Source organism: Microcoleus sp. FACHB-SPT15 (assembly GCF_014849525.1).
Classification (GTDB): Bacteria; Cyanobacteriota; Cyanobacteriia; order Cyanobacteriales; family Coleofasciculaceae; genus Symplocastrum; species Symplocastrum torsivum.
The window spans coordinates 150,793-170,502 of sequence record NZ_JACJNU010000051.1 but is presented as its reverse complement, the minus strand read 5'-3'; the positions used below and the strand labels follow the sequence as shown (position 1 = coordinate 170,502).

Sequence of the window (19,710 nt, the reverse complement as noted above, 5' to 3'; positions counted from 1 at the left end):
TGTCACTGGAATCCAGCTTACATTCCCTTCGCTTATAAATTAAGTGTTTATTAATTGAATTTTCTAATAGTCTTTATCAGCGTTAACGCGAGGGTTCTCATCCAATTTTTTGCAACTCACCGTGACGGACGATTAACTCGAATCAATTTACCTGTTAGGGTTTCTTCAGCAGAAATAGCCTCATTAAGTCGAACTGCCATCCGGTTTCTATCCAGGTCGTTACTACAGACGATGATGCCAGAATGATTAGGATGTAGCTGATGCAGCCGGACAAAATCAAACCGATTGATGGTTACAACTGCCCTGTCATGAGTGACAGCAAAAGCTAACACTTCTTCGTCAGGAATCCCAAGATTTGCATTCCCTGCTTCTTGTACCGTCAGGACATCATGACCCATATTACGTAATAATTCGCTGACTATGCGTGGAAAGTGTTCATCGGCATAGAGACGCGCCATATATTACGCTTCCTGATTTTTTCTAATAGCTTCTTCTATTTCCTCTGGATGTGCGTCAGCATAAGCCCAAGCATTGACTAAATCAGCGGCACTAATGTGTGGGTAATCATCTAGTAATTGTGCTTCACTAATACCTAGATGACGAGACTCGATTAATCCCCAAACTGGGATGCGAGTTCCGGCAATACAAGCATCACCACCACAGATACCAGGAGTTTTTGTAATTCCTAGAGGCTTGTTGGTTAAAGTTTGGGTCAAGATTTGTATGGCTTGGGCTTTTTCTTCTGGCGTTAAAGCAAGAAGTTGTGTTTCTAATTCTTTGTGGGTCATGAGTGCGATCGCGATTTGTTAAAATATTTATCTTCAAATCCAAAGGTTATTCATTTGCTAAATCCGCAACTTACCTGTGCTGTTGACGATTCTTGATTTAGAAATTAGGCAAGAATAAATTTGCCTCAATTTTGTCTCTAGTATCATCACTAACTACACAATCACTACTCAGACAATCTACCATCAATTTATTGGCATTCCAATAGTTTTTAAGCTGTTTTTGTTGCTCTTCACTGAAGTACCAATCGTAACAAATCTTGCGATATTCAAATATCAGCTCTTTCAATTGCTTAGTCCAGTCTTGACCTTTAGTTGCCCACCATTGGATAAATTTCTCTTCGTCACCCTTTGGGTTAGGTAGTCGATCCTTTAGTTGTTGCAGTGCTTTCTTAAGTCTAGGGTCGAGGGCGATGTCGAGGGCGATGTCAAGAGCACGTACTCCATCAATGGCACGTTTACGATTGCTCGTGAAGGCGAGAGGGAAAGTGATGGCACGATCAAGGGGTAAGGTGTAGTGGAGGGCTAGGTTGAGATGGCGGTCTAGTTCTATAGAGAGATCGCAGTATCGTGTGCGGTCGCGTCTGCGGTTGAAACCACGAGCATGAGGGAGGGTAAGGTCGAAGTAGAAGGCTCGAATAATTGCTGGCGATAGGGAAACTCCTTCAACCTCCTTAACTTGAATTGTCTTTTCGTTCATCCACTTAAAAAATACCCGAAATACTTCGTCGAGCATGAGCCGATCAGCACACTGCTTCATCAATAGCAGTAGTTTGTCAGCAGGCTTCATCATGCCAACTGCTAGCAAAAAGATTTCTCGCCAGCGTGTCTCAGTAATGTGGTTTGCTAAATCTTCCCAATCAGTAAAATCAGCGCGAGCACAAAACCACTTTGCTGTGAAATACTCTTGAAACGTCAGGTGAGAAAAAGAGTAAATTTCAGGTGCTTTTTCCATCAATAACCCATGCTGCACCTCAATTGATTTCAGTACCGCCCTACTATTCCTTTGCAATCCGTCTATTTTTACATTGGATAAAGTGCGGAGATAGTCAGCAATATATTTCTCAATTTCCTCTTGTTCAAAGAAGTAGCGATTTTCCTCAAAAGTAACCTTAGCCACATGAGTTAGAAGCGCTTTTCTGCCTTCTAATCCCAGATTTTGATAAACTTCATCCCCTTCAATACCTCTCTATATGTCCCATTTCTGGGCATCCCATTCTTTCAGCAGGATATTTATCCCTCGCTGATAAAGCTTGGCTCTGTTTTCAGGAAAATCACCTGTATCATTGTCAAAAACCAAGCAGATAAGATTGAGTAAAATGGGTGTTACAGCTAAGTCACGAATACGGTTATATTCTCGTGATCTTAACTTTTCAAGGAATTGCGTTGCTCTGGCTTCCCCTGCTTCCTTATTGCTCTTGGCAACCGTCACGAACCACTTGTTAGCGAATATCTCAATTTGCGGTTGTTCAAAATCTGCCACTATGACTTGTGTAAATTTTAAATCACTGAAGTTGTAGTCTAAGGCATTAGTCCGACAGGTGATAATTATCGAGTTCTTGCGATACTTGCAAAACTCACGAATACGACTCAGGACTAACTTGCTAAAATCTTTTGGCACTTCATCCAAGCCATCGAGCAGTATCAACGCTCTGCCCTGAGTGATTATTGTTTCAATTGCCTGTGGTTGCTCAACTCCCTCTGTATGAAATAGATTCTCGATGTAGTTTAATAGGCTTAATTCTGGCTGATTTTTGATGGTGTCAGTAAAGTCAATCAGCCTGATAAAAATTGGCACTCGGTTGGCTTGTAGCTCACCTTTGTTACATTGAATTGCTACATAGTAAAGATAGCTTGTTTTGCCTGAACCAGGTGCGCCCAAGCACATCACTTTGCACCCATCTGTAACCACCTTTAATCCTGAGACTCGTTCACCACGCACTTGACCCAAGTAAAAGCTGTTAGGGTTATCAGCACTGGGGTCAAAGCCTTGGATTCGCTCAGTGATATTAAGGGAGCGTAGCTTCGCAATGTCTTCCAGAACGTAGACATCAGCGTAGAGGTCGTCGATAGGAGCCTGTCTATTGAGCAACTGCATTTGACCGCAGTCATATTCAATTTTGTCGTGATAGAGCGATCGCACCTCCTGCACCAATTCATCAATATCAGAACCTTTGTCCTGCTTCTTCTTACCTACTTCAGGTTCAAGGTCTCCATCTTCCCAGGTCAAATCGAGTAAGAATCCTATTTTGTAAGCAGTGGAATCTTCAACAACTTTGCCATTGAAAAAATTGGAGCGCTGCTGACTGTGTAATTTTTGGTTACATGACTTCGCTATCTCCAGCCGTTTTGTATCGTTCCATCCCTTGCGGCTGAGAGCTTCCTTTGCTTTCCGAATCGCTTGTTTAGACGCCCGAACTCTCATATCCCGCTTAAAACCCAAAACTGACGAAACATTAAATTTTCCTTAAGGCTCTTTTGAATTCGGTTTTGGTATGAATTCAAACGAACTCAAATCACATTCTACTTACTCAACACTAAACTCAAATCACAACTCAAATCAGTTCAAATCCTTGCTCTAAGAGGGCTTCAGGCTTTGCCTGTCATGCTGTTGGAAGTTCACTAGGAGCAAAATTTCATGAAAACTCTCACACCAAAACAGCCAGCTTCAGAACAGAATCAAAAGCGATCGCAACCAACTCAACCCGATAACTCTACAGCTAAATCTAGAAAGACTCGGAAGTGGCTGAAAGTTGTCGAGTTTGCCGTCGTCAACTTTGCAACTTGGCTGAACCCTGAAGCTGGATTTCTCATTTTTCTACTCAAACTCTGCTTCCAAATCTTGAAGCAACTTCAAGACAAGCCAGAGCAGTAGTCACTCACCCGCCTGGGGTTTAAACTCTGGGCGGGTTAGGTTAGCGAACTCGAAAATGCTGCAAGATCTGAACTATCCTACACAACAGCTATAAGGACACGGCATTGCCATGTCCCTACGAAATAGAGGTAACTTTTTTTCTGAAAGTCCCTAATAATGATTCCCGACTTTACGATGGTGTACAGCCGTCAGAGCATCGGGTTTAGAAACGCGACCCACCGAAACAGTGGCGTAGATCGTCCAGTGGTCGCCACAATCCATGCGGCTTTTGACTTCGCACTCCATGTAAGCAAGGGCGTCTCCCAGGATAGGAGAACCATTAGTTGCTGGGTACGTCTTAACCCCTGCGAAGCGATCGCTACCAGGAGGGAAGCGCTTGAGGAAGTGCTTCATCAGTCCCTGGTAATTGCCTTCTTCGAGTACGTTCAGAACAAAGCGATCGCCTACATGCAGCAACGACTCAATAGCACGGTCTTTCGCTACAGCAACGCTTATCCCCAAAGGTTTGAAACTAGCTTGCGCCACCCAAGAGGCAAACATGGCACTGCTGACATTGCCCTTCTTGGTCGTGAGAACGTACAGCCCATTGCTGAGTCTTCCCAAGGCTTTTTCTAGGTCGGAATCTAAGGCTTTGATTTGCTTGATCGTGCGATCGCGAGTCAACCACTGCCCCAAGTCTGTTCCTGCTTCTTCACATAAATGATAGGTTTCTTCGTGTGGTGCCTCCTTGACCAGAATCGGAGGAAAAGCAGGGTTCAGACCTAAATCTCGGAATTTGTTGACTAGCTGATAAGCGGATTCGCTATCCTCAGCCCCAGACTCAAATACACCGAACGACTGCTTGGCATTGGTTGCCGCTAAGATGGTGCCGATCGCTGTTTGAGTTGTAGTTGCTGCGTCTCCTGTAGTCGGTGGCGTAGCAATAACCAACCCAGAAGCAATGCTTACCAGTTCTTTCACCTCTTGAGGGTCAGCCGATCGCAAATCCATCATTTCCACCGCCACACCCGTCTTAATGATGCCGTGAGCGATCGCTTGACTCAAGCGATCGCTAAATCCGTAATCAGACAGGTAAAATACAGCAACCGTTGTTTCTGCCTTCGCTTGCTCCTGACTCCACTGACGGTAGCGACCTACCAGTTCGGTTACATTGTGATGAAGTAGGGGGCCGTGACCCGTAGCAATAATTTCAATCTCCGGCAACTCTTTCATCCGCTTCAGCGCAGACAGCACTGAGCGAGCATTCGGCCCCATCAAACAGTCGTAGTAATATTTGTAATCCTCTTCAATTAGCTCTAAATCTTCATCAAAGGTGTGGTCATCGCAATAATGCATCCCAAACGCATCGCAGGTATAGAGAGTCTGCGTTTTGGCATCAAAGGTGAAGATGGTATCGGGCCAGTGTAGATTGGGGGCAATGACGAATTCCAGCGTGTGTCCGTTGCCCAAATCTAAGCGATCGCCATTTTTCACAATCCGCGACTGAAACGGCTGATGCAGCCAATTTTCAAGGAACTGAATGGCGACTTTTGAACCAACAACAGTGACTTGGGGAGCGAGTGCCAGGATATCTTTGACCAATCCACTGTGATCGGGTTCGGTATGGCTAACAATTAGGTAATTTAGTTGATTGGGGTCAATCAGTTCTGTTACGGTGTCCAGATAAAGTTGGCGAAACTTCTCGTGAGAGGTATCTACTAAAGCGGTTTGTTCCCCTTGAATCAAGAATGAGTTGTAGGTGGTGCCATTTTGCAGCCCGAATTCAATGTCGAAGCGATCGCGATCCCAGTCCAAAGAGCGAATTGCCGTTGTCCCAGGTGCAATTTCGACAGTCTGCATCGTCAGTCGGCGTTGAATTTTTTCTGCAACAGCTACCATCGGTCACCTCCTCGTGATTTACACTCATTAAGCTTACATATTGTTATTTCATTTTTGGTTAGAATTATCTTATGAATAAGTTCAGGATTTTATAATGCCTGGAAGTGGTGCGGCGATTCTCCAAAGGAGCCGCTTTGCTAACGCCTCCTCATCCTCACAGAATATCTAGAAGCTGGGGTGTGAGTAGCCGCCGAGCCAAAACCGACTTTTCGTCCAACTTTGCCGACAAAAGAAATTAGATTTCAGCTCAAACAAAAAAAGGTTTTCAGACTCTTTTTTGGAGATGTCCACTGCCTTTAATTGAGAACTGTTATAAATCCTCGTACCACTGACAACGGACAGACTAAAGCTTATGCTTACGAAAAATAAACCCTTCCTGCTGCCAGCTTTAGGGGCAACTATCTTACTAATTGGCGGGGGAGCAACCGCTTACTGGCTACTGGTGCAGCGGAATCTTTCTCAAGTGAATGCCCCTGCCCAACTCATTCCTCAAGATGCCTTATTAACAGCATCAATCTCTACGGATTCTGAACAATGGGAGCAATTGAGTGAGTACGGGACAGCAGAAACTAAAGCGGCATTAGAAAAACAACTTACCCAGCTACGGGACGAACTTCTAACCACCAACGGCTACAACTATGAGAAAGATATCCAGCCGTGGTTGGGTGAGACGGCGATAATAGCCTATCTATCGTCTGTTGCACTACCAACAGACACAGGACAGGAGCCTCCAAGTGGGCGTTCATTGCTGCCGGACATCATTGTGCTGCCAATTGAGAACCCAGATCAAGCTAAAGAGTTGCTAGAAAAAGCCAACTCCCAGAAAGCCAATCAGTTTGTTGAACGAAGTTATGAGGGTATTCGGATTCGAGAAACCCAAAAAGGCAACTCTCGCGAATTATCGACGACTGTGCTAGGACGTTTTTTGGTTGTTACGAACAATCCCAAAACAACGGAGCGTGTGATTGACACTTACAAGGGGGCAGCATCGGTTGCAGCAACACCTGGGTATGTCAAGGAATTGAGTAAGATTGGGGCAAGTGAGCCTTTTGCTCAAGTGTATTTGAATATACCGACGTTTTCAGCGATCGCGGCTGCTAATTCAACACGAGCAGGACTCCCCAATGGCGCTTTGCGATCACAAAATGAAAATCTTGCAGCTAGTCAACAATGGCAGGGAATCGCGGCAACGGTAATGTTAGAGCGAGAAGGAATGCACTTTCAAGGCATTTCTTGGCTCAAGCCCAACAGCTCTCAAAAAAATGCTGTTCAAAACAACACTAGCCGCTTACCCAGGCGTTTGCCAGAGGAGACGTGGTTCATGCTCTCTGGGGGCAACTTAGCGCAGTTCTGGCAGGATTATGCCCAAGGAGCTGAATCGAATCCTCTAACCCCAATTCCACCTGTCAATATCACTGCGGGTTTGCAAGCGACTTTAGGTTTAGATTTAGAGAAAGATTTACTGCCGTGGATGGGAGGCGAGTTTTCAATAGCCCTCATTCCTGCCTCTCGAAATGCTTTAGCGCTTCCAGAAAACCAGCAGTCTAGCCAGTTAGGCGCAGGTGTAGTCTTCATGATCCAGGCTAGCGATCGCAAACTCGCGGAAAAATCCCTCAAGCAGCTCGACGAAGTGATGGCGACTCGCTATCAGTTCATCGTCGAGGAAACTAAACTAGGGCGTCAACCTCTTGTTAGTTGGGCATCCCCCTTGGGAGGTGTAAGTGCTACTCACGGTTGGTTAGAGGGTAACGTGGTTTTCCTCACCCTAGGGGCACCGATTGTTAGTGCGATTGTTCCCCAACCCCAAGCCACATTAATCCAAAACCCTCTGTTCCAAGAATCAGTGCCTACCAAGCCTAATCCCAGTAATGGTCAGTTTTTCCTAGATGTTGAAGACACAATCAACAGCAGTAATCTGAATCTGCCACAACTGCTTTCTCCAGATCAGAAACGGCTAGCGAAAGCCGTTCGTGCCATTGGTGTCACCACCGCCATTAGCGATGAACGCAGCAACCGCTTTGATCTGTTCGTTCAGTTACAAAAAGCTACTAAACCAACGCCCTCTACTCCCACGACATCACCTGCTCCTTCGGCATCACCTACTCCCACGGCATCACCTACTCCTTCGGCATCACCTACTCCCACGGCATCACCTACTCCTTCGGCATCGCCTACTCCTTCAGCCTCTTCTTCAATTGACCTTGAGCGTAACCGGAACCGATAGGATAAGATTAGCGCTGCAAGAATTTAGACTTAAATAATTGGTTAGAGGGAATACTTTATGGATCTGGTTGCACTCCAGAACGGATTGGACAATATTTCCTTCTTCGTCCTCTTCGTGACAATGTTGATGTACTGGGTAGGAGCGGCTTTTGGGAGCATTCCTTATCTATCAGCTTTATCAACAGCGGGCATGGCGATCGCTAATCTATGTATTGCCGCTTTGCTCGGAGCAAGATGGCTAGAGGCAGGGTACTTTCCCTTGAGTAACCTCTATGAATCCCTCTTTTTCCTTACCTGGGGGATTACAACCGTTCATCTCATCGCCGAAAACATGAGCCGTAGCCGCTTGGTAGGCGTTGCTACAGCCCCTGTCGCTATGGCAATTACAGCGTTTGCCGCGCTGACACTGCCATCCGAAATGCAGCACTCGGAACCGTTGGTACCTGCCTTAAAATCCAATTGGTTGATGATGCACGTCAGCGTCATGATGCTCAGTTATGCCGCGCTGATGGTGGGTTCACTTTTGGCGATCGCTTTTTTAGTCGTCACTCGTGGACAAAATATCGAGCTACGTGGTAGTTCCGTTGGCACGGGTGGATATCGTAGCAAAGATGATGCCACGGCTCAGCCCTCCTACCGACTGCAACGCAATGGCGATAACCAAAAACCTCAGCCACAACCCACTTCTAATACGTCCACAGCTATTGGAAGTGTTGCCCAGAACAACGGTGCTGGAAATACAGCCGTTCTGAACCTCGTTACAACTCCTGCCTCATCTGTATTAGGAGCGATACCAATTCTCTCTCCACAACGCCTCAGCCTTGCTGATACTCTCGACAATATTAGCTATCGCGTTATTGGGCTGGGATTTCCCCTGCTTACAATCGGGATTATTGCAGGTGCTGTTTGGGCAAATGAGGCTTGGGGTTCCTACTGGAGTTGGGACCCAAAAGAAACTTGGGCATTGATTACTTGGCTGGTTTTTGCTGCCTACCTTCACGCCCGTATTACCCGTGGCTGGCAAGGAAGGCGACCAGCAATTTTAGCAGCAACAGGGTTTGTAGTCGTCTGGATTTGCTATCTTGGTGTGAATCTGCTGGGTAAAGGATTACATTCCTACGGCTGGTTCTTCTAAGCGTTTACGTCCTCTGGACAGCGAATCGAAAGCACATTTGCCTACAGATGCCAGCTGTTAACCCAAACTGACTACGACTTGCAAAAAAAAACAGATAAAGTTATTCGGGGAAAATCGGCGTGGATAATCGATTCGAGCCACTTGTTACTGGCGAAGTTCTATCCGTTGATGAATCGGCTCAATTTTTGATTGGGCACCGCACGTTCAGAGTTGGCGAAATTTCAGAAGCCATCAGGATGCAGCTTGAATATGGCATCAGTGGCTGGAGTGAGCAAAAAAATGCCTGGTTTAGTGAAGATGGTATTCCCTGCGAAGTCTTAAGGTTTACGGCAAACGGCTGGCAAAAAGGCAAGGTAAGAATCAACCTTGAATTTTGCCCACAAGACTTTGAGGATGACCAGCAAGATATCTCAGCAAACCTTGACTATGAGTCCTCTACAGCAGCACCAGTAGATAGCGAGGATGACCTAGACTTGGGAGTCGATCTGGGAGAGCCTGCCTTCACTATGGAAGAAGGGCTAAACCTGACACCGCCCGATCCTAGTCCAGTGGCTGAACTAGATCTGGAAGTGGCACCTCCCATCATCGTGCAAGAGGAGGTCATCCTAGTAATGCCACCTGTCAACACGATTGATGACCTAGAACTGGATATAGAAGAATCTCCACTTGTTATGGAGGAGCTTGTTATGGAGGAGCTAGACCAAGTTGCCCCACCAACAAGCATGGAGCCTGAGTTTGACCTAGAGATACCAGATACAGGTGATGAAGCTCCGAGCGTCAGTTTCTCCGAGACGGTAATAGAAGTCTCAACGTTCAGCCCTGAAGACGAACTTGCTATTGCCCAGATGTCCACTAGCCTAGACGACGAGTTTGATCTAGGAGAGATATCTGAGAGTATTGAGCAAGAGTTGGATCTTGTAGAGCCACCCGTGGCAAGTGACGACGAGTTGCTAGATTTGGGATCAATGGATCTAGGCGGCGATGATGACATTGATTTTGGCGAAATGCCTGTAAATAGCAACAATGACCTAGATGACCTAGACTTTGGTGAAACCTCTGCTAGCACTGCTGAATTCTCTGTAAACAGCAATAATGACCTAGATGACCTAGATTTTGGTGAAACCTCTGCTGGTAGTGATGATGAGTTTGAGTTCGGTGACTTTTCCTTGAGCAATGAGTCAGACGACAACGGAACTGATTCATTACTGGATGATGTTTGGCAAGACATGAATCAGGCGAGTTGGCAGAACAATCAGTAAGCTGATGTGCATTTAAATGGCATATTGAACAAGAAGAACGCAGAAGTTCAGGAGTTCAGGAGTTCAGGAGCAGGACTTACGCACAGGTTCTAGATATGGCGGATGCTTTGCAAAGTCTTGACTTTCAGACCATTCTCCCCACCCTATCAATTAGTCGCTTCTTGTTCAACAATGTCTAATCGTCCCAACTGGACACCTCTCCATGCCCAGTTACATCAAACGCTGCGGCAACGGCAACTGCTGCCGCAGCACCAGTCGGTTTTAGTGGCGGTATCCGGGGGGCAAGATTCTCTGTGCCTAATGAAGCTGCTACTGGATTTGCAACCAAAATGGGGATGGGAAATTGCGATCGCCCATTGTGATCACCGTTGGCTAGCCGATGACGGAATTGCTGCTCATGTTCAGCACGTTGCTGACACTTGGGTGCTTCCCTTTTATCTCCAAACCGCTCCAGAGGTGACTACAAGTGAGGCCGCAGCACGGCAGTGGCGCTATCAAGCCCTAATTGAGGTTGCTCAAGCTCACGGCTACCAGAACGTTGTTACAGGTCACACAAAAAGCGATCGCGCAGAAACTGTCCTCTACAATCTAATCCGTGGTGCAGGTGCGGATGGCTTACAATCCCTGACTTGGAAACGTCCACTTGCTGAAGGACTACAGCTAGTACGTCCCCTTTTGGAAATCACCCGCACACAGACATTCCAGTTCTGCCAACAGCAGCATCTACCAATTTGGGAAGATGCCTACAATCAAGACCTGAAATTTGCTCGGACGCGCATTCGGCAAGAGCTACTGCCCTATTTACAAACCCACTTCAATCCACAGGTTGAAACAGCTTTAGCCCAAACCGCTGAACTGCTCCGAGCGGATGTTGAATATCTCGAAACTGCCGCCCATCAGCTACGAGAGCAAGCCATGAGCGCTGTTGACGGGGAAGAAGAAGGCACTAACCGAGGAGGTGTAGACAATGGCTGTACTCCCCCTCGGCTAAACCGCCTAGTCTTGCGTCATGCCTCCCTTGCCCTACAACGACGTGTTATCCGGCAGTTTCTCACTCTCGTCCAACAAGCGGCTCCCACCTTTGAGCAAATCGAAGAAATGACCGCTTTAATCACCGCCCCAAACCGTTCTCGCACCTCATCGTTCCCTACAGGTGCAACAGGCGTTGTAGAAGACAATTGGATTACCTTTCAGCAATCCCAAAAGTAGTTTAGAGAGTATTTGAGCATTACTTGCCAACTCTCCAACTAACAACCAACAACCAACAACTAATCAAGACGCTACGAACTCAGGTGAGAGTAACAAGCTATTGATGGTTTGCCGCATTTCGGCGATCGCTTGAAGTTGATAGTCACCTGTTTCCTGAATTTGATTGAGAGCGTCTGCGATCGCTTCTAACCTCTGCCGGATTTCATTAAGACCATCCTGCCTCGGTTGTAGTGTCTCCTGATAAAGACTCACCCGACCGAACAGTTGAGCCGCCGATTCCTTTATTAACTGCCAGTCCTGCTCCAAACTTTCTAGCTGAGCCAATGTTGACTCCTGTTCGCCAGATTGATGACGAATCATTCCTTCAGCTTGGCTGATAGTAATCCGCATCTGCTCGATCTGACTTTCCAGTTTTCGCAGTTCCTCTTCCTGTTGTTGCCGTTGTGCCTCTAGCTGGCTCAAAACTGGCCCTAAGTCAATTTTCTGGTTATCTGGGCTATTACTTTCAGCCACACCTTGGCGACGCCGCAACACTCGCATGTGCTGATTGAGAATCTCTTCTCGCTCTCGTAAGTTACGGCGTGAACCCACCAGGGATTCATCAAGCATCTGATAGCGGTCTTGCTCTTCCGCAAGCTCCGTTTCCAGCGTTAAGCGATCATACTCGCTGGCACCGCCAATCTTCTCTTGCACTTCTTCAACCGATTGGCGCTGGAATGTAAGTTCTTCCTCCTGGTCGTTAACAAACCGCTTGACCTTCTCCAAATCCTGCTGCAAGCCCTGTACAATGTCTGAAAGTTGACCCAGAGGCATCATTTCCAGAGCTTCAAGATCAATCTTCTGGCTAATCTTGACATCAGCCGAACTTGTTGCTAAGCGAGTAAGCTCTTGGTGTAAATCATTTTGGGTCTGTAGCTGGAGCCTCAGCATATGCGCTGCTTCCTGCTTGATCTGGAGCGCATTCCGCTGTACCTTCAACTCTCCTTTAGCTTGATCAAGAGAGGTCTGAGCTTCGTGCAAATCCCGCTTGCGATTTTGGATTTCCTCGCCCTTGCGGTCAACCTCAGCTTGTAGCCCAAAGGCTTCAGCTTGTTGCTGCTCCAACTGCTGCCAGTAAGTATCCAGCATTGACTGCTGATTATTAACCACTTCAAAGGCAAGATTTAGGTGTTCCCGCACTGACTCTGTCGGAGCAACAGCTCCTGAAAGGCGCTCTAACGATTCCTGAATCGCACTAGCTTGGTTCTCATCTAAGCCAGCAGAATACTGCACCTCTGCTTGTTGCTCCTCCAAGCGTCGCTGCTCACCCCGCAGATGTTCCCACGCTCCCTCTAACTCCTGGCGGCTGCGTTCAAACTCTTCTCTAAGTCTTGATGTTTCTTCATTAGCACTCTCTAGTTCTCGTCGTTGTTGCTCTAGCCGCTCGAAGTCTTCCTCCATCGCTTGCATCTGTTCAAGCCGGGATTCCATCTCCATCTCACGACGATTCAGCTCTTGACTTTGATAAGTTAGAGACTGCTTCCACTGTTCAATTTCTTCTTCCTGGTTCTTTGATTTTTCCAGCAACCGCGAGAAATTTTGCAGCATCGTCACCAACCGTCCCCCGGCTGGCTCAATTTCTCCCTGGAGTTGTCGATTCCCTCCCAGGTTGAGAATTACCAGAGTGCCACTGTTCATGTTGTTGGCTTCGTCAGCAGGAATTACTTCGTCCCCTGTCACAGCAGTCCAACTCTGATCATTCCGCTGACAAGCCAGCAGTTTGAGTTCGGCTTTCCCGCCACCAAAAACTCCACCTTTCTGCTTTTGTACTTCCGCTAAATACAGCACGCTGATGGTCCTCTTTTCTTGTCTTGTGCCCAATTCTTGACCAAACCAACAATTATCCAGAGATTAGTTAGTCTATTTACACCCAGTTTAGGAAGACCACATTGCCAAAACAAGAAAGCAATTTCATTTTTATTGAGCAACTCTCCGTCCACGACTGTACAGTTATTACAAATAACGTTAATTTATTACAAATTTATACGTTTTTTACGGATATGTGTGTTTCCTTTGGCTGCGCTCTATTAAATTACAGCAACTAGCCTGTATAGAGGCAGCGTAATCCCATAACGAGCATCCCTTAGAAAACAAAAGCCATACCCTTATCCTGGCATAGGCTCTATACCGTTCATCCTAACCTGTTCATCCTTAGTTTAGGAAAAAAGTATCCCTACGATGCACGACTTATAAAGCAAAGTTCCGTGCTGTTAGCTTAAAAAGCTAAAAAACAATGATTGAGAAAAGCAACGCCAGAACAAAATGGGCTTTATCCGCAACGTCAAATCTTAAATTAGACTAAATGTATTGGAATTTCGGTGTTTAGTGTCTCAACTAGAGTACTCGGTAACCTTTGCTTGACTCTAAAGCCAAGTTTAGCATTGCTCAGTTTGATCACAGCGATAGAAAAATAGCTTTGTCGCTCTGGAGTGGCTGAACATTAAAGGAAGCAATTCGCGAGGTCAAGACTTAGCTTCAGCTTGCTCCCTAGTGTCTCGTATCAGGGGCATGAAGACTCAGTGCAATTAGATCATATGGTCATGATTGAGCAATAATGTTGGCTTTAAGACACAGCTTACCTATGAGTACATCTCTCACTAGAGGACTCAGACGTATCTTCCCTCTTGTAGTAGCAGTGGCATAAAGTTCCAAAAGCTGTAAATAACTCTTTTCATTAGTCCCCATGTACAAGCATCCTTAAAGAAGATAAACAGAACGATTCTCAGATTAATCAAAAGGTTTTTAGGAGCACATTTTCGTTAAATGCAGGGAACGTTAAATGAAATTGATATCCGCAGCATCCTGCAACTGATTGAGCTAGGTCAGCGAACAGGCGAGTTGTTGGTGGAAGCGTATAGCCCTCACGCTAGTCATACGAGTAGTGAGGCAAGCAGTAAGGGCTTCGCCTTCACTCGCCCCTATCAGGAAGCCAAGCCTCTCAAAAGTGCTGGACCATTTTGGTTTGTCTTCTTCCACAATGGACAAATTGCCTATGCGGCTGATAGCGAGGGGAGTTTATCGCGTCTGCGTGACTATTTGCGTCGCTACAAAGCCACCACAGCTCTCGACGAGCTAGAACTCCCCTCAATCGCTTCGAGCAATGCGCCAGAATACGGCTATCTATGGGCACTACTGGAAAAGCGTGTTCTAACACCAGCACAGGGACGCAGCATCATCGAAAGCATGGTGCGCGAAACACTTTTTGACCTGCTTAGCCTACACAACGGATATTTCATTTTTGAGGTGAGTCCAGCACTTGCCCCGCAACTGACGACATTAGAGATTGCCCCTCTAGTCACAAAGATTATGAAGCAGGTACAGGAGTGGAAGCAGTTTCATCCTCATATCCAGTCTCCCAATCAGTGCCCAACGATTTCAGACGAGGCTCATTTACGTGCAGCTTTGCCGGAAAAAGCGTTTAGAACGTTGATTCAGTGGGCAGATGGGAAAACCTCTCTACGCCAACTTTCTCGCTATCTCAATCGTGACATTCTGACAGTAGCGAGGGCGATTTATCCTTATTTACAACGGGGATGGGTTCAACTCTTGGCATCAGCCGCCCAAGAGACACCATTAATCCGACGGGAATGGAAACGGGAGGCAACCCCCCATGTTCCTCGCGTTGTCTGTATTGATGATGATATGGCGATCGGCAAGACTGTAGAGTATATCTTGCAAGCCAAAGGCTATGAAGTAACAACGATTGTCAACTCTCTGCAAGCTCTGACACTGGTTTTCCAGATCAAACCAGACTTAATCCTGTGTGACCTCGCGATGCCTGAACTGGATGGATACGAAATTTGTGGAATGCTGCGAAAGTCCACAGCTTTTCGGCAAACTCCGATTATTATGCTAACAGGCAAAGATGGCTTTATTGACCGGGTTAGAGCCAGGATGGTAGGGTCAACAGATTACCTGACCAAGCCATTTGGAGAGAGTGAGCTATTGATGCTACTAGAGAAATATATTGGTCTAGGTGATCTAGAACGATACCAAGACGAAATTTCTGTAACTAATACGTTAGATGCGAGTCAAGAAACGGGTATGACTAAATCAGCCTCAGTATAAAATTTCCCAGCCATCTCCTGGTAACACTCTCACTTGTGGTTATCTCAAGCAGAAGGCAGGAACGCAAGATCTGGCAAATATGCTTAATGATTAAAGTAATGATCAGGGATACTTTAATCATTACCCGGTTTAAAAATGAGACCCAAGGTCGCAGTCGCTTTAATCCCGATCACTGGTGAGTCATGTAGGGAGTTATGAGTACAGTTCTGGTTGTAGAAGACAGCCTTGCACAACGACAAATGATCTCAGACCTCCTCAAAGGCAGTGGGTTGACAGTCACTGTCGCCAGTGATGGCGTCGAAGCCTTGGAGCAAATTCAGCGCTCTAGCCCTGATGTGGTGGTATTAGATATCGTCATGCCTCGAATGAATGGTTACGAGGTATGCCGCCGTCTTAAGGCTGACCCCAAAACCCAGCATGTGCCAGTAGTTATGTGTTCTTCAAAAGGTGAAGAATTTGACCGCTACTGGGGTATGAAGCAAGGTGCAGATGCTTACATTGCCAAGCCCTTTCAACCAACGGAGTTGATTGGAACGGTTAAACAGTTACTTAGGGGATAAAGATATCGCTATATCTAGGTATTTAAAGGAATGGTTGGTAATCCGGACTTTTTAACAGGTAGGGGTCAAGATCAAGCCCCAGAATTTCAGGAATTGGAAAGCCCTGAAGGGGAGCTTCACCTGCGGTTTTATGTCCCTTCTGGTGGTGAATTTGCTCTGCCAGCTACTGGTATTAGAGAAGTACTCTCAAAAGAGCCGGATCGAATCACCGCGATTCCTAATGCCTCTCCTCTACTGCTGGGAACGATAAATATTCGAGGGCGGGTGATATGGGTCTCGGATCTTGGTCAGTTTCTAGGGGATACAGCCGTTTTGAATACAGACAGACCAGAAATACCGATTATTGCTGTCGAAGATCAGGATACTATGCTTGGGTTAGCGATCGATCGGATTGTCGGCATGGACTGGCTTGATATTGATCAGGTGCAGATGCCGACAAATGTTCCAGACAGCATGGCACCTTTCTTGCGAGGTGAATGGGTGTTAGACCAAGAGTCTAATCAGTTTCTGCGACTTCTAGATCAGGTGGCAATTCTACGCTCAGCGCGGTGGGCAGCATGAAATTAAATTAAGGTAATAGGAAAAAGATTGCAAAAGGTAAAAGGTTCGCTTTTTACTTTTTATTACTTTTTCCTAACGACAAGCGGGAGGAGGCAAATGGCATCAGGTACGGATTACGCGCAGGAATACGGACAAGCAGAAAAAGCTTATATGCAGGGCAAATATCCAGAAGCCGCTGCAATTGTAGATCGATTGGTTCAAGATTTTCCGAATGACCCAAGTGTGCTTTTACTGCGAGGTCATATCTACTGCTATGGATTACAGCAATATGAGGTGGCACGGGAACAGTACGAGCAGGTGCTAAACCTGACTTCTGAACCCGATTTCATTAGTTATGCGAATAATGGTCTAGAATACGCCAATCAATTTAATAACGGTTCAGATTCAGGTGGTTTTGGCCTCTCAACAGAAACCGAGGATTTCGATGCTAGTTATAACGAACTTGGTGAAACTGATGATTTAGATAACAACACACCAACGTTTGAAAGCTGGCAAGAACCCGATACAGGCGAAGATTTACAAGGTGATTTTGATCTAAGGAGTTTAGGTTTTGATGGAGAGGAAAGTGATGACTTTTCTTCAACGTCGGCTACACCCTTCGGCAATCCATTTGGTAGTTCAGTAGATGACTATGATGGGGTAGACGAGACACCTAATACCGATAACGATGCCTTCGCCAGTCTTCAAGAAGACGATCCGTTTAGCTTTACAGCTGATTTAAGCGGTGAAGAGGATGAGTTTGAGACATTTGAAATCGGCACAAATGACTTCGACCTGGATGCCAACGCTTTCGGCACAAGCAATTTAAACGATAGAGACGAATACTTTTCGGACACCTCTCCAGAGGATACCGGGATGACATTTGTGATGCCTCCCGCAGGAGAGTTTGAGGAAACCGAAGGGTATGAAACTCTTTCTGAACCATTTGACCCACAAGCTCCATTTGAGAGTGACTTATCGGATGAGGAACTAGAGACATCTCTCTACGACGATACTGGTATGCGTGAGGGATACAACTCAAGCTATCCGGTGTTTGAGGATGAAACACTGTTGATGGGATCAGGAGGGATTGAGGATACGTTAGCCTCTGTTAGAGAAGACCTTGACTATGTCAGTGACGATAGTACTGAACCGTTGGGATCGTTGCAAGAAAACGACTATCTTCAGGATAACCAGCCCTTTGACTCGACCTATGACCAAAATGGGTTCAGCTCTCAAGACCATTTTGACTTCGATACCTTTGATGAAGCATTTGGCACTGATTCCTTTGCCCTGGACGATGTTACCGCATCAGCTGACGAACCTATATCAGGAGAATCCCGTCAAGGTGCAAGAGAAGGCTTTCTAGATGAGTTTGATGTATTTGATGATGATTTAGGCTCAATCCCTGATTTCTCTCTTGGTGAGCAAGATGATATGCCGTCAGGGAGCGGGGATGAGCCTGATTTTGATGTGTTAAGCAATAGTGGGACAGTCCTGGGATCATCTGCTGGGATGAGGCTGAGTGACAATGGTGATGAGGAAGCCTCCCGTCAAGGCTATCACGCGGCTGCTGGCGATGAAGAGATGTTTAGCATCACTAGCACCACAGAGCAAATCCCCATATTCAATCAAACTAAAGAAACCGACATTGAACCCGTCGTCAGTGTTGAGCAGGGTTGGCTTGCTCCGTTTGAAAATGCGTCTCTGGGTCAGAAGCAATGGATTACAGCTTGTGCTGCTGGTGTTGTCTCGGCTGTAGTGGTTGCCATTGTGAGCTGGACTGCACAGAGTACAGTGCCTGAACAGCAATCTAGACCAGTGATTAACCATTTGCAAAGGACTGGATTGTTGACGACTCTTGCTGCTGGTCTTGCCAGCTTTGGTACGACTTTGCTTCTAACTCGCGTCACAACTCGGCAAATTAAACGGGCAACTGACGACTTGCAAGCCCAATTTGATGCCGTATCTCAGGGGAATCTTAATGCTAGCGCCACAATTTACTCGGAGGATGAATTTGGTCAGTTGGCAACGGGTTTCAATCAGATGTCACGGGTAATCCTAACAACCACGAGTGAGGCGCAACGGAAGGCAGAAGAGCAAGAACAGGCAAAAGAAGACTTGCAGCGCCAAGTGATTCGCTTACTGGATGACGTTGAAGGGGCTGCACGAGGCGATTTGACAGTACAAGCGGAAGTGACGGCTGACGTTTTGGGCGCAGTGGCTGACTCGTTTAACCTGACGATTCAAAACCTGCGGGAAATTGTTCAACAAGTGAAACAAGCAGCGCGTCAGGTTACCAAGGGTTCTACTGATAGTGAATCGTTTGCCCGCAGTTTGTCTTCTGATGCCTTACGGCAAGCAGAAGAGCTAGCGGTGACACTCAACTCGGTTCAGGTGATGACTGACTCGATTCAACGGGTGGCTGAGAGCGCACGAGAAGCGGAGGAAGTTGCTCGTTCTGCCTCAGCAACGGCGTTGAAAGGCGGTGAAGCGGTAGAACTCACTGTGGCAGGGATTTTACAAATTCGCGAAACGGTAGCAGAAACAACCCGCAAAGTCAAGCGACTGGCAGAATCATCTCAAGAGATTTCCAAGATTGTTGCATTAATTTCTCAGATCGCCTCCCGCACTAACTTACTAGCGCTTAATGCCAGTATTGAGGCGGCAAGGGCTGGGGAAGCGGGACGAGGATTTGCAATTGTTGCGGATGAGGTGCGACAGCTCGCGGATCGGGCGGCGAAGGCTCTGAAAGAAATTGAACAAATTGTGTTGCAAATTCAGAGTGAAACTGGCTCAGTGATGACGGCAATGGAGGAAGGCACCCAACAGGTTATTGAGGGTACGAAACGGGCGGAACAGGCAAAGCGATCGCTTGAAGACATCATTCAAGTATCCAATCGCATTGACGCTTTGGTTCGTTCGATTACTGCAGATACCGTAGAACAGACCGAAACATCCCGCGCAGTCGCCCAGGTAATGCAATCGGTGGAACTCACAGCTCAAGAAACCTCCCAGGAAGCTCAGCGAGTATCTGGAGCCTTAGGTAACTTAGTCGGCGTTGCACGCGACCTCCTAACCTCGGTTGAACGCTTCCGTGTAGAATCCAATGATGTGAAATAGAGCAACTGGTTGCTGG

15 protein-coding genes are annotated in these 19,710 nt (G+C 46.6%); 9 read left to right on the top strand and 6 right to left on the bottom strand.

What is annotated here, in order from left to right; all coding sequences use genetic code 11:
- Nucleotides 1-116: 116 nt before the first annotated feature.
- The 4 genes from H6F98_RS18685 to H6F98_RS18670 all read right to left on the bottom strand — a co-directional run bounded on the left by H6F98_RS18685 (nucleotide 117) and on the right by H6F98_RS18670 (nucleotide 3,210).
- The gene (locus H6F98_RS18685; RefSeq protein WP_192220201.1) at nucleotides 117-458 is read right to left on the bottom strand and encodes a DUF5615 family PIN-like protein; all 342 of its coding nucleotides are present in this window, start codon (nucleotides 456-458) and stop codon (nucleotides 117-119) included.
- 3 nt (nucleotides 459-461) lie between these two features.
- A complete protein-coding gene (locus H6F98_RS18680) occupies nucleotides 462-788 on the bottom strand; it encodes a DUF433 domain-containing protein (RefSeq protein WP_192220200.1) in 327 nt (108 codons plus the stop codon).
- A gap of 97 nt (nucleotides 789-885) precedes the next feature.
- The gene (locus H6F98_RS18675; protein WP_192220199.1) at nucleotides 886-1,905 is read right to left on the bottom strand and encodes an NACHT domain-containing NTPase; all 1,020 of its coding nucleotides are present in this window, start codon (nucleotides 1,903-1,905) and stop codon (nucleotides 886-888) included.
- Between the two features lie 69 nt (nucleotides 1,906-1,974).
- Entirely contained in the window at nucleotides 1,975-3,210 is a 1,236-nt protein-coding gene (locus H6F98_RS18670) for an NACHT domain-containing NTPase (protein ID WP_192220198.1), read from the bottom strand.
- A gap of 213 nt (nucleotides 3,211-3,423) precedes the next feature.
- Here H6F98_RS18670 and H6F98_RS18665 point away from each other — a divergent pair, with 213 nt between their 5' ends.
- The gene (locus tag H6F98_RS18665; protein ID WP_192220197.1) at nucleotides 3,424-3,660 is read left to right on the top strand and encodes a hypothetical protein; all 237 of its coding nucleotides are present in this window, start codon (nucleotides 3,424-3,426) and stop codon (nucleotides 3,658-3,660) included.
- 150 nt (nucleotides 3,661-3,810) lie between these two features.
- Here H6F98_RS18665 and H6F98_RS18660 read toward each other — a convergent pair whose 3' ends face one another.
- Nucleotides 3,811-5,538 (bottom strand): diflavin flavoprotein, encoded by a 1,728-nt coding sequence (locus tag H6F98_RS18660; RefSeq protein ID WP_192220196.1) that lies wholly within the window; start codon nucleotides 5,536-5,538, stop codon nucleotides 3,811-3,813.
- Between the two features lie 352 nt (nucleotides 5,539-5,890).
- Between H6F98_RS18660 and H6F98_RS18655 the strand changes: the two genes are divergently transcribed.
- The 4 genes from H6F98_RS18655 to tilS all read left to right on the top strand — a co-directional run bounded on the left by H6F98_RS18655 (nucleotide 5,891) and on the right by tilS (nucleotide 11,364).
- Complete coding sequence (locus H6F98_RS18655; RefSeq protein WP_192220195.1) at nucleotides 5,891-7,762, top strand: DUF3352 domain-containing protein; 1,872 nt, start codon at nucleotides 5,891-5,893, stop codon at nucleotides 7,760-7,762.
- Between the two features lie 57 nt (nucleotides 7,763-7,819).
- The gene (gene ccsB / locus H6F98_RS18650; protein ID WP_192220194.1) at nucleotides 7,820-8,896 is read left to right on the top strand and encodes a c-type cytochrome biogenesis protein CcsB; all 1,077 of its coding nucleotides are present in this window, start codon (nucleotides 7,820-7,822) and stop codon (nucleotides 8,894-8,896) included.
- A gap of 119 nt (nucleotides 8,897-9,015) precedes the next feature.
- On the top strand, nucleotides 9,016-10,155 hold the full coding sequence (locus H6F98_RS18645; protein ID WP_192220193.1) for a KGK domain-containing protein: 1,140 nt from the start codon (nucleotides 9,016-9,018) through the stop codon (nucleotides 10,153-10,155).
- A gap of 171 nt (nucleotides 10,156-10,326) precedes the next feature.
- Nucleotides 10,327-11,364, top strand: coding sequence for a tRNA lysidine(34) synthetase TilS (gene tilS, locus H6F98_RS18640; RefSeq protein WP_192220192.1), 1,038 nt, complete (start codon nucleotides 10,327-10,329; stop codon nucleotides 11,362-11,364).
- Nucleotides 11,365-11,427: 63 nt separating this feature from the next.
- Here the strand turns inward: tilS and hmpF are convergent, their stop codons facing one another.
- Entirely contained in the window at nucleotides 11,428-13,191 is a 1,764-nt protein-coding gene (gene hmpF / locus H6F98_RS18635; RefSeq protein ID WP_192220191.1) for a pilus motility taxis protein HmpF, read from the bottom strand.
- Between the two features lie 975 nt (nucleotides 13,192-14,166).
- Between hmpF and H6F98_RS18630 the strand changes: the two genes are divergently transcribed.
- From H6F98_RS18630 to H6F98_RS18615, 4 genes are all read left to right on the top strand, one after another.
- Nucleotides 14,167-15,471, top strand: coding sequence for a response regulator (locus tag H6F98_RS18630; protein ID WP_192220190.1), 1,305 nt, complete (start codon nucleotides 14,167-14,169; stop codon nucleotides 15,469-15,471).
- Between the two features lie 194 nt (nucleotides 15,472-15,665).
- On the top strand, nucleotides 15,666-16,031 hold the full coding sequence (locus H6F98_RS18625; protein ID WP_192220189.1) for a response regulator transcription factor: 366 nt from the start codon (nucleotides 15,666-15,668) through the stop codon (nucleotides 16,029-16,031).
- 30 nt (nucleotides 16,032-16,061) lie between these two features.
- Entirely contained in the window at nucleotides 16,062-16,592 is a 531-nt protein-coding gene (locus tag H6F98_RS18620) for a chemotaxis protein CheW (RefSeq protein ID WP_192220188.1), read from the top strand.
- A gap of 96 nt (nucleotides 16,593-16,688) precedes the next feature.
- The gene (locus H6F98_RS18615; protein ID WP_192220187.1) at nucleotides 16,689-19,694 is read left to right on the top strand and encodes a HAMP domain-containing methyl-accepting chemotaxis protein; all 3,006 of its coding nucleotides are present in this window, start codon (nucleotides 16,689-16,691) and stop codon (nucleotides 19,692-19,694) included.
- Nucleotides 19,695-19,710: the final 16 nt, after the last annotated feature.

What these genes read in the sequence shown, in the direction of transcription:
- H6F98_RS18685 (WP_192220201.1), bottom strand. Translation starts at nt 458, where the DNA reads ATGGCGCGTCTCTATGCCGATGAACACTTTCCACGCATAGTCAGCGAA.
- H6F98_RS18680 (WP_192220200.1), bottom strand. Translation starts at nt 788, where the DNA reads ATGACCCACAAAGAATTAGAAACACAACTTCTTGCTTTAACGCCAGAA.
- H6F98_RS18670 (WP_192220198.1), bottom strand. Translation starts at nt 3,210, where the DNA reads ATGAGAGTTCGGGCGTCTAAACAAGCGATTCGGAAAGCAAAGGAAGCT.
- H6F98_RS18665 (WP_192220197.1), top strand. Translation starts at nt 3,424, where the DNA reads ATGAAAACTCTCACACCAAAACAGCCAGCTTCAGAACAGAATCAAAAG.
- H6F98_RS18660 (WP_192220196.1), bottom strand. Translation starts at nt 5,538, where the DNA reads ATGGTAGCTGTTGCAGAAAAAATTCAACGCCGACTGACGATGCAGACT.
- H6F98_RS18655 (WP_192220195.1), top strand. Translation starts at nt 5,891, where the DNA reads ATGCTTACGAAAAATAAACCCTTCCTGCTGCCAGCTTTAGGGGCAACT.
- ccsB (WP_192220194.1), top strand. Translation starts at nt 7,820, where the DNA reads ATGGATCTGGTTGCACTCCAGAACGGATTGGACAATATTTCCTTCTTC.
- tilS (WP_192220192.1), top strand. Translation starts at nt 10,327, where the DNA reads ATGTCTAATCGTCCCAACTGGACACCTCTCCATGCCCAGTTACATCAA.
- H6F98_RS18630 (WP_192220190.1), top strand. Translation starts at nt 14,167, where the DNA reads ATGCAGGGAACGTTAAATGAAATTGATATCCGCAGCATCCTGCAACTG.
- H6F98_RS18625 (WP_192220189.1), top strand. Translation starts at nt 15,666, where the DNA reads ATGAGTACAGTTCTGGTTGTAGAAGACAGCCTTGCACAACGACAAATG.
- H6F98_RS18620 (WP_192220188.1), top strand. Translation starts at nt 16,062, where the DNA reads ATGGTTGGTAATCCGGACTTTTTAACAGGTAGGGGTCAAGATCAAGCC.
- H6F98_RS18615 (WP_192220187.1), top strand. Translation starts at nt 16,689, where the DNA reads ATGGCATCAGGTACGGATTACGCGCAGGAATACGGACAAGCAGAAAAA.